Origin of the sequence: Niallia tiangongensis, from assembly GCF_044704065.1 — a bacterium.
Lineage (GTDB): Bacteria > Bacillota > Bacilli > Bacillales > Cytobacillaceae > Niallia > Niallia tiangongensis.
On the sequence record NZ_CP162613.1, the window covers coordinates 2,432,958 to 2,445,609 of the forward strand.

Annotated in this window: 17 protein-coding genes; 14 read left to right on the plus strand and 3 right to left on the minus strand. The window is 36.3% G+C overall.

What is annotated here, in order from left to right; translation table 11 throughout:
- Positions 1–173 precede the first annotated feature (173 nt).
- Genes AB3U99_RS11590 through AB3U99_RS11600 form a run of 3 tightly spaced genes read left to right on the plus strand, consistent with a single transcriptional unit; the run spans position 174 to position 3,792 of the window.
- Positions 174–2,501, plus strand: a complete 2,328-nt coding sequence (locus tag AB3U99_RS11590) for a xanthine dehydrogenase family protein molybdopterin-binding subunit (protein ID WP_400247732.1) — start codon at positions 174–176, stop codon at positions 2,499–2,501.
- Between the two features lie 31 nt (positions 2,502–2,532).
- Complete coding sequence (locus AB3U99_RS11595; protein ID WP_400248042.1) at positions 2,533–3,315, plus strand: FAD binding domain-containing protein; 783 nt, start codon at positions 2,533–2,535, stop codon at positions 3,313–3,315.
- Positions 3,316–3,792, plus strand: a complete 477-nt coding sequence (locus AB3U99_RS11600) for a (2Fe-2S)-binding protein (RefSeq protein WP_400247733.1) — start codon at positions 3,316–3,318, stop codon at positions 3,790–3,792.
- A 43-nt stretch (positions 3,793–3,835) separates the two neighbouring features.
- Here the strand turns inward: AB3U99_RS11600 and AB3U99_RS11605 are convergent, their stop codons facing one another.
- Together AB3U99_RS11605 and AB3U99_RS11610 are read right to left on the minus strand one after the other, a co-directional pair.
- Positions 3,836–3,982: a DUF4021 domain-containing protein gene (locus tag AB3U99_RS11605; protein WP_400247734.1), complete on the minus strand. Its 147-nt coding sequence runs from the start codon at positions 3,980–3,982 to the stop codon at positions 3,836–3,838.
- A gap of 79 nt (positions 3,983–4,061) precedes the next feature.
- Positions 4,062–4,625 (minus strand): CBO0543 family protein, encoded by a 564-nt coding sequence (locus AB3U99_RS11610; RefSeq protein WP_400247735.1) that lies wholly within the window; start codon positions 4,623–4,625, stop codon positions 4,062–4,064.
- A gap of 157 nt (positions 4,626–4,782) precedes the next feature.
- Between AB3U99_RS11610 and AB3U99_RS11615 the strand changes: the two genes are divergently transcribed.
- The 3 genes from AB3U99_RS11615 to AB3U99_RS11625 all read left to right on the plus strand — a co-directional run bounded on the left by AB3U99_RS11615 (position 4,783) and on the right by AB3U99_RS11625 (position 6,059).
- Positions 4,783–4,911 carry a hypothetical protein gene (locus tag AB3U99_RS11615; RefSeq protein ID WP_400247736.1) on the plus strand — a complete coding sequence of 43 codons (129 nt, stop codon included), beginning with the start codon at positions 4,783–4,785 and terminating at the stop codon, positions 4,909–4,911.
- 83 nt (positions 4,912–4,994) lie between these two features.
- On the plus strand, positions 4,995–5,423 hold the full coding sequence (locus AB3U99_RS11620) for a cell wall hydrolase (protein ID WP_400247737.1): 429 nt from the start codon (positions 4,995–4,997) through the stop codon (positions 5,421–5,423).
- Positions 5,424–5,588: 165 nt separating this feature from the next.
- Entirely contained in the window at positions 5,589–6,059 is a 471-nt protein-coding gene (locus tag AB3U99_RS11625; RefSeq protein WP_400247738.1) for a YbaK/EbsC family protein, read from the plus strand.
- Positions 6,060–6,133: 74 nt separating this feature from the next.
- Here AB3U99_RS11625 and lexA read toward each other — a convergent pair whose 3' ends face one another.
- Complete coding sequence (gene lexA / locus AB3U99_RS11630) at positions 6,134–6,754, minus strand: transcriptional repressor LexA (RefSeq protein WP_312093866.1); 621 nt, start codon at positions 6,752–6,754, stop codon at positions 6,134–6,136.
- A 155-nt stretch (positions 6,755–6,909) separates the two neighbouring features.
- Here lexA and AB3U99_RS11635 point away from each other — a divergent pair, with 155 nt between their 5' ends.
- The 8 genes from AB3U99_RS11635 to AB3U99_RS11670 all read left to right on the plus strand — a co-directional run bounded on the left by AB3U99_RS11635 (position 6,910) and on the right by AB3U99_RS11670 (position 12,454).
- A complete protein-coding gene (locus AB3U99_RS11635) occupies positions 6,910–7,221 on the plus strand; it encodes a cell division suppressor protein YneA (RefSeq protein WP_400247739.1) in 312 nt (103 codons plus the stop codon).
- 22 nt (positions 7,222–7,243) lie between these two features.
- Positions 7,244–7,909 carry a YneB family resolvase-like protein gene (locus AB3U99_RS11640; protein ID WP_400247740.1) on the plus strand — a complete coding sequence of 222 codons (666 nt, stop codon included), beginning with the start codon at positions 7,244–7,246 and terminating at the stop codon, positions 7,907–7,909.
- A 206-nt stretch (positions 7,910–8,115) separates the two neighbouring features.
- Positions 8,116–8,349: a DUF896 domain-containing protein gene (locus AB3U99_RS11645; protein ID WP_341193046.1), complete on the plus strand. Its 234-nt coding sequence runs from the start codon at positions 8,116–8,118 to the stop codon at positions 8,347–8,349.
- Positions 8,350–8,592: 243 nt separating this feature from the next.
- Positions 8,593–10,599: a transketolase gene (gene tkt, locus AB3U99_RS11650; protein ID WP_400247741.1), complete on the plus strand. Its 2,007-nt coding sequence runs from the start codon at positions 8,593–8,595 to the stop codon at positions 10,597–10,599.
- Positions 10,600–10,752: 153 nt separating this feature from the next.
- Positions 10,753–11,193, plus strand: a complete 441-nt coding sequence (gene sirA, locus AB3U99_RS11655; RefSeq protein ID WP_400247742.1) for a sporulation inhibitor of replication protein SirA — start codon at positions 10,753–10,755, stop codon at positions 11,191–11,193.
- Positions 11,194–11,279: 86 nt separating this feature from the next.
- Positions 11,280–11,498, plus strand: coding sequence for a YneF family protein (locus tag AB3U99_RS11660; protein ID WP_016205025.1), 219 nt, complete (start codon positions 11,280–11,282; stop codon positions 11,496–11,498).
- Positions 11,499–11,755: 257 nt separating this feature from the next.
- Positions 11,756–11,947 carry a hypothetical protein gene (locus AB3U99_RS11665; protein ID WP_400247743.1) on the plus strand — a complete coding sequence of 64 codons (192 nt, stop codon included), beginning with the start codon at positions 11,756–11,758 and terminating at the stop codon, positions 11,945–11,947.
- Between the two features lie 195 nt (positions 11,948–12,142).
- Positions 12,143–12,454, plus strand: coding sequence for a hypothetical protein (locus AB3U99_RS11670; RefSeq protein ID WP_400247744.1), 312 nt, complete (start codon positions 12,143–12,145; stop codon positions 12,452–12,454).
- Positions 12,455–12,652 lie beyond the last annotated feature (198 nt).

Genomic DNA, 12,652 nt, shown 5'->3' on the forward strand with positions numbered 1-12,652 from the left:
TTTCCTTATCTCATATATTTCACTTATGTTTCTCATATACATATACATATACAGATTTGCAAGAAAAGTCTTAGTGTGCATTAATTTGTATCCGAAAAATACGAAATTAATTACTGGCCAGTATTCTTACTGCATCATACAAATATTTATCGATGAAATAGAGGAGGGAAACTGTGACATATATCGGAAAAAGTGTTTTTCGGAAAGAGTCCCTTGAAAAAGTGACAGGAAAAGCAAAGTATACAGCTGATTACCTAGCAAGTGACGCATTGCATGTGGAGATGGTAAAAAGCTCGTATGCCCATGCTACTATTCGTTCCATTGAAATCGAAGAAGCCAAAAAGGTGGAAGGTGTAAGGGCAGTCATCCTTGGCGATAATTTACCTTTGATTGGAGAAGAAGTGATTGATCGCCCTCCACTTGCTGTCAATAAAGTTCGTTATTATGGGGAAGTCATTGCATTAATTGTTGCAGAAACAATCCCAATTGCAAAGAAAGCAGCCCAACTTATTCACATCGAATATGACCCCCTGACAGTTGTAAATTCCCCATTACAAGCACTAGAGAAAGATGCGCCACTCCTCCATGACAATTTACTCGATTACACGAAAGACGAAGGGATCTATCCTGTGGAAGGAACAAATATTATCAATCACACAAAGATTAGAAAAGGAGATATTCAAGCAGGCATGAAGGAAGGGGAAGTGATGATTGAATCCCAATTTTCTATTCCTATATCCGATCATTCTGCTATGGAAACAAGAGCAGCACTTTGTGAAATTGGGGAAAGCGGAATCGTCCGAATTGTCACTAGCTCGCAGGCACCTTATATGGTGAAAAAAATCATCAGTAGAGATTTTAAGGTGGAAACAGGGAAAGTAGTCGTAGAAACGCCATTTGTAGGTGGAGGCTATGGTGGAAAAGCGTCCGTTCATTTGGAAATATTTGCATACCTTGCATCAAAAGCAGTTAGCGGGAGAAAAGTACGTGTATTTAATACGCGAGAAGAAGATTTAACGGTTTCCCCTGTACATATTGGCTTAGAGGCAACGATTCAGCTTGCATGTACGGCTGATGGCAAACTGACTGCTGCTAAATTAAAGTATGTGTTTGATGGCGGGGCATATGCAGATAAATCGCCCCATCTTAGTACAGCAGGGGCAGTAGATTGTACAGGACCTTATAAAATAGACCATGTCTGGTGTGATGCATTATGCGTGTATACGAATCATCCCTATGCAGCACCATTCCGAGGATTTAGCCATGGCGAAGTCCATTTTGCTTTTGAAAGAGCGATGGATATGCTTGCGAAGAAAATAGAAATGGATCCTCTATTTTTTCGAAAAATAAATGTCATTCATCCAGGCGATACGACTCCAACACAAGTAGTGTTAACGAGCAGTAAAATAGGAAATGTAGAAAAATGTATCGATCGCTTATGGGAATTAATGGAGTGGGAAAAGGGGCGATTTGAGGTAATCTCTCAAAATAGGGTTCGTGTAAAAGGAATTTCATGTAGTTGGAAAAACTCAACAATCGGTCCAGCTGTTAGTTCTGGCGTAGTTCTCACCTTCAATTCGGATGGAAGCATTAATCTAATGTCTGGCTTAGTCGAAATAGGCACAGGAACGAAAACGGTATTGGCGCAAATTTTAGCTGAAAAAATGAAGATGAGTGTGGATCGAATACATGTGCGAATGGCTGTTGATACACAAATAGAGCCAGAGCATTGGAAGACAGTAGCAAGTAGAGGAACGTTAATGGCAGGAAGAGCTGTGATGGCTGCAGCAGATGATGCCATTCGAAAACTGAAGAGAATGGGTGCAATTGTATTAAGAGTACCAGAAGATGATTTAGAAGTAACAAATGAAAAAGTATTCTTAAGGGATAATCCGAAACAATTCGTGCCATTTAAAGATATTGTGTATGGCTATACCTATCCAAATGGAAATTCCATTGGCGGACAAATCATTGCAAATGGTAGTTACACACTGACTGGTTTAACCAATTTAGATCCAGAAACAGGTGCAGGTAATCCTGGTCCAGAATGGGCAGTAGCAGCCCAAGGGGTTGAAATTGAAATGGAGATGAAAACATTTAGATATAAGATTTTAAAAGCGATAACCGTTGTTGATTTAGGAGAAGTGCTTAATTATAAAGCAGCACTTGGGCAAATCAAAGGCGCAATGAGTATGGGGATTGCTTGGGCAGGCCGGGAAGCTTTTTATTTTGATGAAAACGGTAAAGTACTAAACCCCCAATTACGGACATATCGACCTTTAAGATTTGGTGAACATCCGGAATATGAGGTGGATATTATAAAAACGCCACATTTAGAGGCACCATTTGGGGCAAGGGGAGCAGGGGAGCACGGATTGGTTGGCATCCCGGCAGCGTTAGGAAATGCCCTTTCTCATGCAATAAACACTGAATTGAATCGTCTCCCACTTACACCCGAAGCTATTTGGAGACAATGGAAGGAGGCAAATAATGGCATTTGAATATATAGCAGCTTCCACCATAGAACAGGCAATGCAAATATATAAAGAAACAAAGGTACAAAATAGACATCCAGCCTATTATGCAGGCGGCACAGAAATTATCACACTAAGAAGAATCAACCAATTAAATGTGGATGTCACAATTGATATAAAAAAAATAGCGGCATGCAATATTCATCAGATGGAGGAAGAATACCTTGTGATCGGTTCCTGCATCACATTGACAGATATAGAAGAACGCAATTATTTTCCATTATTAACGATGGTTTGCAAAGAAATTGCTGATCGAACAGCAAGAAATAAGATTACAGTTGGTGGAAATATTTGTGGACATATTTTTTATCGAGAAGCAGTCCTGCCATTTCTTTTAACAGATAGTGTGTTGGTGCTTGCAAGTGAAAATGGAATTAGAACAGAATATATCCATAATGTATTTGAGGAACAATTATTGCTTCAGACGGGAGAATTATTGGTGCAGGCATTTATTGAAAAAAAATATTTGTCTAAAAAATATATAGCAATAAAAGTGAGACAGCAGTGGGATACAGGATATCCATTAATTACAGTTGCAGCATTAACAATGGATGGTCAAATTAGAGTAGCCATCAGCGGATTATGTCCTTTTCCCTTTCGAGCCTTTGCAGTCGAGCGCATTATAAATAATCAAAGCATGAATAGAGAAGCACGAATCGCACTTGCCTTAAACCATCTTCCTTCCCCCATCCTTCATGATGTGGAAGGCTCAGAGGAGTACCGCTTGTTTGTACTGGCAGATCTTTTAGAAAAAATAATCAATCGATTGGAGGGAGTGTGATTGGCGGAAAGTGGACCAAATTTAGTAATCATCAAACTGCGGGTAAATGGGGAAAACCATTCAGTAGCCATTCCTCCATCGAAAACATTGCTTGCTACATTGCGTGAAGACCTTTTTTTAACTGGTGCAAAGCCAGGCTGTTTTAACGGAGATTGCGGCGCTTGCACCACTATTATAGAGGGGATGCCGATGAAATCTTGCTTAATGCTTGCAGTGGAAGCACAAGGGAAGGAGATTATTACGATAGAAGGACTGAAAAATAGTCCCCTCCAACAAACCTTTATCGAAGAATTTGCCTTTCAGTGCGGCTATTGTACACCAGGATTTATTATGAATGGGCATGCACTGCTCCAAAATGAGGCTAATCCTAGTAAAGAAAAGATAAAAGAGTGGCTGGAATCTAATATATGTCGCTGTACGAGTTATGAGGAAATCGAAGCAGCGGTTTTAAAAGTTAGCGCTAAACGAAAGGAATAAAGAGAATACCTCCTGCCTAACAAAGCTTGCAGGAGGTTTTTTTTTACAATTTTTGCTGCGTATTTTGGTTGTTTAACGCATCTTCTTCCATTGTTTCAACCATTCCATATAAACCATTCATTTCTTGTTCATCAGCATCTAATCCTAATTCGTTTTGCTGCTTTGTATCTTTAGCATTTGGATCCTTCATTGTTTTCTCTCCTTTCAAGAGCTTATTCATTGTATAGTTTGTGGAAAAATAACAATTATATGTGATAAAAAGTACATGCTTATTTTAGAACATGCTTTTTAATGTTTTCAAAAACAGCTTTTAAAAGAAGTCCTAGAAAAATAAAACCGATAAATGATTTTGCATGGGACCAATTTTCCCCTAACACGAACATTTTTCTAAGCATAAATAATGGCTCGATAATATAGGAAAATAGGGTAGACCAGCCTAAAGTTGCTAACAAAAAATATTTCCAAGTGCTGAAATATTGATATACAAGCATGGCGGTTATAGGGATTACGACCAAATTAGCAGGGATAAGCGGGGTAATGAGGGGGAGTAATTTGTCCGGATAGTTCCATAGCAACATTTCAGTCCCTATAATATCTAAGAGCATACATAGAGTGGCACAAAACATTCCATAAGAAAACACCTCGAAAAAACGATTTTTATCGACTACCCTCCACCAGATAAAATAAGGAATAATGGTTGCTAGCAAAAGAATCCACCAATTAATGGAGAATAAATCATGCTGTAGCCAATGATCAATAGATAGATGAAATAATTTTTCTTTTTCTTTATCAATTTCTACATTGCTAGGGATGTGTAATAAAAAAAAGTACATGTATCTCACCACTTTTACACCTTCTAATTGGATTATAAAAAGGAAGATTTTATTAAGTTAGTATGGATTAAAAATAGAAATTCATTAGTTATTTACATGCATACATAAATTTACCAAAAGGTGGGGAGGTTAGAAAGTATTAAAGGTGGGATTAACGATGAAGAAAAAGTGGAAAAAATACAAGATATACATCATTGGACTATTTTATATTTTGTTTATCAATGGGTTAATTGCAGCGAGCTATATTATTGGATTTAAAGAATTTAAAAAACTAATCACTTTTTAACAAAAGACAAAACCGTCATAATTTTCCTTAAAGGAATAGGATAAGGTATGGAAAAATATGATGAAAGGGTAGGGGGTGATGCAATGGCAGTCGTACGTGTAACAGATGCGGATATTGATTTACTGGCAAGACTTCTCCGGGCAGAAGCAGAGGGAGAAGGAGAATTAGGCATGCTATTAGTTGGAAATGTAGGGATTAATCGAATGAGAGCAGATTGTTCTGATTTCAAAGGCTTGCGTTCCGTAAACGATATGGTTTATCAAGCCCATGCGTTTGAAGCAACAACGAAAGGCTATTTTTATCAAAGACCGAGAGAAAGTGAACGAAGATTGGCAAGGAGAGTAGTGAACGGAGAATCCTTTTGGCCAGCAAAATATAGTTTATGGTATTTTCGTCCACCAGGTGATTGTCCTGATACCTGGTACAATCAGCCACACGTTGGGAGATATAAGCTACATTGCTTTTATGAACCAACTGCAGAAGAATGTGAAAATGTTTATAATACATTCTAAGTGGCTTACTTATTATCAAAGGAGTCCGATCCTTAAAGGGCTCCTTTTTAGTATGGCTATTTTTAAAACCTTTAAGCGATATAGTATGTAGCATTTGAGCTAGGATGGATTTAATGATATATTTTAAAATAGCGAAAAATAAGAATATTCGGGGAGTGTTTTAAATTGTCGTTAGAAAATGTTCAAATTCATTTAAGTAAATGGAATAGAGAAAAAGATATTCAAGTTTTTCAAACATCTAGCGCTACTGTATTAGAAGCGGCAGAAACATTGGGAGTAGAGCCAGAAAGAATTGCTAAAACGTTATCTTTCCGAAGAGGAAATGATGCAATCTTAATTGTAGCAGCAGGGGATGCAAAAATTGATAATAAAAAATTCAAGCAAACCTTTGCAGAAAAAGCAAGGATGCTATCTTCAGAAGAAGTATTGGATAAAACAGGTCATGCAGTTGGCGGTGTTTGTCCTTTTGGTTTAGTAGAAAACTTACCTGTGTATATGGATGAATCTTTAAAGCGATTTACCACTGTGTTTCCAGCTTGTGGAAGCAGTAATTCAGCCATCGAATTGACGAATGAAGAGCTTTATATATATGGCAATGTAGTGGAATGGGTGGATGTTTGCAAAGCGTGGGAGTAGCTTATATTATGCAGCTAAAAGGCTTGTCCGCAATGGGACAAGCCTTTTAGCTGTTTATAATTTAAAGAGAATAGTTATTGAATATGACGATACACACCGATTACTTTTCCAAGAATACTTACATTACGTAGAATAATGGGCTCCATTGTGCTGTTCTCAGGCTGGAGGCGAATAAAGTCACGTTCTTTAAAGAATCGTTTAACAGTAGCTTCGTCTTCATCTGTCATTGCGACAACAATGTCTCCGTTGTTAGCAGAATGCTGTTGTCTAACGATAACATAGTCACCATCTAATATTCCTGCTTCAATCATACTTTCTCCCATAATTTCCAGCATGAAAATTTGTTCATCGCTTGGTGCTAGTCTCTCCGGCAAAGGAAAATATTCCTCGACATTCTCGATTGCAGTGATAGGCATCCCAGCTGTAACTTTTCCGACTACAGGTACATTAATAATATTATATTTTGGTATATTGCTTTCTTCTAAATCCAATATTTCAATAGCCCTAGGTTTTGTTGGATCACGACGGATTAGCCCTTTACTCTCTAATCTTGCTAAATGGCCATGAACCGTAGAACTTGATGCTAGTCCAACAGCCTCAGCAATTTCACGGACAGAAGGTGGATATCCTTTTAGCTTAACTTCTTCTTTTATGTATTCTAGTATGTCTAATTGCCTCTTTGAAAGCTTCTGCATTATACGCACCTCGTTAAATTATTCTTGTACTAATTATAACACGTTATATAGGAGGATACAAACATAAGTTCTATTTTATCATTGACAGGAAACGTGTGTTCGTATTAAACTAAATACATAAACGAACATACATTCTAAAAAAGGTGGAATTATTTATGTCTAAATTGTGGGAAAAATATTCGTATACTATTATTCTTTTAATTTGTGGTTTTATAGCGTGTATAATGATTGTAGCGAATACTGAAGAAGCAGATTCTAGCAAATATGTGACAGTTAAAGTGGAAAATGGAGAAACTGTATGGCAATTATCTAATGAATATGCAGGTTCCTATAATATGACAAAAAAACAGTTTATCAAATGGATAGAAGAACATAACAATATATCTGCTAATAATATTACTGCTGGGGAAGAATTGGTCATTCCAGTAAGAGTAGAGGATCATCAATTGATGTTAGCTGCAGAATGATAGAAAGGGAATCTAATTAGTAATGAAGAATGAAAAGAATGCAATAATCTATTGTCGAGTAAGTACAGATAAAGAAGAACAGACAACTTCCCTTGCAAGACAAGAAGAGGAATTATTAGAATTAGCAAGTAAAATGGATTTTCATGTAAAAAGAATCATCACTGAAAGAGCAAGTGGATACGATCTAGATAGAGAAGGGCTGCTTGAGCTCTTATCGGTTATAAAAGATGAGGAAATTTCGTCGATTTTAATACAGGATGAAACAAGATTAGGTAGAGGAAATGCAAGAATTGCTATTCTTCATTGCATTTTAAAGGAGAATATTAAGCTTTATAGTATATCTTCATCAGGAGAGCTTACTCTTTCAGAAGCAGATACAATGGTTTTGCAAATTGTTAGCATAGTGGAAGAATATCAGCGGAAAATACATAATTTAAAGATAAAAAGAGGAATGAAAAGAGCAGTAGAGAACGGTTATCGGCCTGATAAGAACTTAAAAAACTTAGGAGATCATTCAGGTCGACAGAAGATAGATGTACCCATAGAGGAAATCGTAAAACTGAAGCAAAATGGGTTAACCTTCTCCGAAATTACCTCCACTTTAAAAGGGCTTGGATATGATTTTTCAAAGGCGACCATTCATCGCCGGTATCAAGAATATATGGAGATGCTAAGTGGGAAAGAATAGCTTATTCTTTAGCTAATCTTAAAAATAGGAATGTACATGTATATATGATATAATAGATTATCAATTAGCCAGTTGCTTTTTAAAGACTGAGCTTTTTATTTTTGCTATAAATAACCACTTAAGTCGATATATTTAAACATAGCAAAAATAAATGGAACAAGATAATTAAACAGAAATCATACATTATTTCTTTAAAGGAGTTTAAAATGTTTCCTAAAAATAAACTTGATCGCATAAATGAACTTGCAAAAAAGAAAAAAGAGACGGGCTTAACACAAGAAGAAGCAAAAGAACAAACAAAGCTACGTGCTGAATATTTAAAAAATTTCCGTTCCACAATGGTAAATACGATTGAAAATGTAAAGATTTTTGATCCAAAAGGTAATGATGTAACACCTCAAAAAGTGAAAGATATACAAAACAGAAAAAAGATGCATTAAGTTTTACACGCGCGTCCGTAATAAAGGGCTGTTGGTTTTGATCAAACAAAATTTACGACATAGCCTTTGTAAAAAAAACCTTAACTACGATGTTAAGGTTTTTTTTATGTTTTCTATTGCAATTTATGGGTAAAATACGAAATAAATGTCGAAAGTATATAGTGGTGCTTTTTTCAAATTTTATTGAAAAAAAAAGAATCATTTAGGCATAATCAATCATTGAAAATGAGAGGATGTTGAATAGTGAATACAAAGCTTGACCATTTATCGATTGCATCGATTAGAACACTATCCATTGATACAATAGAAAAAGCAAATTCAGGTCATCCAGGAATGCCAATGGGAGCGGCTCCGATGGCTTATACCTTATGGACATCTTATATGAATCATAATCCAAAAAATCCCGACTGGTTTAATCGTGACCGCTTCGTATTATCTGCCGGGCATGGCTCTGCTTTACTGTATAGCTTATTGCATTTATCAGGCTATGATTTAACCCTTGACGATCTAAAACAATTTAGACAATGGGGAAGCAAGACGCCTGGTCATCCTGAATATGGACATACTGCTGGGGTTGATGCAACAACGGGTCCCCTTGGACAGGGAATTGCGATGGCTGTTGGGATGGCAATAGCAGAAAAACAATTAGCAGGTGTTTATAATAAAAATAACTATCCAATTGTTGATCATTATACATATAGTATTTGTGGGGATGGTGATTTAATGGAAGGAGTATCTGCTGAGGCAGCTTCTCTTGCGGGACATCTTAAGCTAGGCAAATTAGTCGTGATGTATGATTCCAATGATATTTCTTTAGATGGTGATTTGGATAAATCCTTCTCGGAGAGTGTGGAGCAGCGATTTAAAGCATATGACTGGCAGTATATCCGTGTAGAAGATGGCAATGACACAGAACGAATCGCAAAAGCACTAGAAGAAGCGAAAAAAGATCAAACGAAACCGACCTTAATTGAAGTGAAAACGATTATTGGATTTGGCGCGCCTAATAAAGCAGGAAAATCCCTTGTGCATGGTGCCCCCCTTGGTGCGGATGAGCTTAAGTTAACAAAAGAAGCGTATAACTGGACATTTGATGAAGATTTTTATGTGCCAGATGAAGTATATAATCATTTTAAAGAGGCAGTAGCGATACATGGTGAGAACAAGGAAAAAGAATGGGATGAGCTTTTTTCAAGCTATGAAATAGAATATCCAGAACTTGCAAAACAGTTAAAGGCTGCTTTAGCAGATACCTTGCCAGAGGGCTGGAATCGAGAAATGCCAGTTTATGAAGAAGGAAGCAGCTTAGCAAGTCGTGCATCCTCAGGAGAAGTAATCAATAGTATTGCAAAAAATCTTCCATTCTTAGTTGGTGGTTCTGCAGATTTAGCAGGCAGTAATAATACGATGATAAAAGGGGAGAAAGATTTTACACCTGATTCTCCTGAAGGAAGAAATATTTGGTTTGGTGTAAGAGAATTTGCAATGGGAGCTGCTTTAAACGGGATCATGCTACATGGTGGATTAAAAATATTTGGTGGAACATTCTTTGTTTTTTCCGATTATTTAAGACCTGCCATTCGTCTTGCTGCACTTATGGGATTGCCTGTAACTTATGTATTCACCCATGATAGTATTGCAGTTGGCGAGGATGGCCCAACTCATGAGCCTGTTGAGCAATTAGCTTCATTAAGAGCGATGCCAAATCTATCTGTCATTCGGCCAGCCGATGGGAATGAGACAGCTGCTGCTTGGAAAATCGCGCTAGAGTCTACGGATAAACCAACAGCATTAGTGTTAACAAGACAAAACTTACCGACGATTAAAGGTACAAAGGATAGTGCTTGTGAAGGGGTATCAAAGGGTGGTTATATTATTTCTCCATCAAAAGCAGAAACGCCAGATGCTCTATTAATTGCCGCAGGCTCAGAGGTTGGCTTAGCAGTCAAAGCCCAGCAAGAATTAGAGAAAGAAGGAATAAATATTTCCGTCGTTAGCCTACCAGCATGGGATAGATTTGAACAGCAATCCAAAGAGTATAAACAAAAGGTATTGCCGAAAAAAGTAAAGAAAAGATTAGCAATCGAAATGGGAAGTTCTCTTGGATGGCATAAATATGCAGGGGACGAAGGAGATGTACTCTCCATTGAAACCTTTGGAGCATCTGCACCTGGAAACAAAATTTTAGAAGAATACGGATTTACCGTGTCTAATGTAGTGAAGCGATTAAAAGCACTGCTAGAAATTTAAATAAGAAAGTAGGCTGGAATCAGTATTCCATTCCATCCTACTTTCTTTGATTCGACAAAATAAGTCTGTTTTTTTTACACCTTGAGACACATCTTGAAAGAAACCTTCTTTATAATAGAAGAAAAGAAGTGGACAGGTTGGTGAAGAAGCAGTATGAGAAGATATCAATTGTATTTAATTAAAGAAAAGGTCGCCATTCATTATAACGGTAGAGAACGCTTGTTTTACAATTTATTTTCGGACCATACTAAAACAGACGATGAACAATTGAAGAGGATTCTTCAAAAACAGGTTGATTTTATAACGCTTCCCATTTCCAAGTGGATGATCGAAAATCAAATGTATTCCGCTCTACAGCAAAATAAAAGCTTTCAATATATAGATGGTGTCTTTTATATAGAAAATGGAAATTTAAGCAATGCATCGTTAACAGTTAAAGAGGATTATTTATCTATCGAAGCAGATGGCTACTATGATGCAGAATCTATTTTCTTTGAAATTATTCGCAAACACGAGCCTTCTTTTTTAGCCATAGATGTAGAAAATGGCAGATTCGGCTGGTTAAAACCGATAAAAGAAAGAAATTTTGTGTAAAATGGAGAAATTCTGTAACAGATATTGTATAATATTATCTGGTCTAGTACACTAAAGTATAGACAACATGAAGGAGGAAAAAAGATATGCCTTGGTACGCTTGGTTAAGTATTGTCGTAGCATTAATCGCCGGTATTGTTATCGGATTTTTTATTGCGCGTAAATACATGATGAACTACTTAAAGAAAAACCCACCAATTAACGAGCAAATGTTAAAAATGATGATGATGCAAATGGGAATGAAACCTTCTCAAAAGAAAATCAATCAAATGATGACAGCGATGAATAAACAACAAGGAAAATAATAGGACGAGCTCCCTTGGTAAACAAGGGGTGGCATCCTATTCTCTTGATTGATTGGAAAGCAAGCATTTATTTTTATAACGTGATTATTAGCGATAGATGAAACAATCTTAGAAGTTTTTAAGTGAAATTGGTTAATCTGTCATCAAACTTTTTAAAAACTGCCTATTCTGTTGGAAACTAAACCAATAGGAAGGTGGTTTTTTGTGTTAGATTCACTAAAAAAATAATTATTAACAAAAATCAAGAGTATCGAGCGATGAAACGTTATCTACAAGAGAAAAGAGGAATTACTGAGTTAGAATCTATAACAGTACATGATTTAAAAGCTTATATTAGAAGTAAACAATTAGATGGTTTACAAGCTCAAAGTATTGTTTCAATGTTTAAGATGACAAGAGCCTTCTTCTTTAGGTTCGAGTCTGAAAGATATGTAGAGAAGATCGCTTAAAAAGTTGAATCGCCTAAGCTATCTTGCTTGAACCATTAATACAAATATATACGAATGTTATGGTGAGATGAACTCGATTACAAAAGAATAGAATGGTATATTTGGTGTCACGTGAACAATTTGAGAGAGGTTTTAACTTATAATGATGTATCTTAACGCTTAAAGAAGGGTTATCTTTGAGCGAGGAATAACTAGGTGGATAGATCCTTATATTATAGTGATTTTGGTATATCGACTTTTAATGAAGGAGAGATAATAAATCATGTGGAACAATCTCATTTTTTTTATCTTACATATGGTGAAGGAAGTGGTTTAACAATTTTTTTAGATGCAGAAGTTATAGGATTACAAGCTACTGAGAATTTTCCAAACGTGGCTGAAGTTGTTGATTTACGTTTATGTTGTAAAGGGAGTCTTTATCCAACAGCTAGAGTATATATAACTTCGCTCGAAGAACGTATGGATGAGTTAGTAGATACAATTAAAAACATTGTTGAAAATGCTTAGGAGTAGGATTTTAACCCCAGTTTTATTTAATTCCCCAAAAACCTCAATAATTGACAAAATATTCTTTGTTTTGAATTTTTGTGTTTTGTCAATGAGAAAATATCCCAATGAATTTCTTCTTCCGAAGAGGAATATATGGTACAATATAGGCAATAAAGTATAGTAATAACTTCTTTTAAGGTGGTGTTACTATTTGGA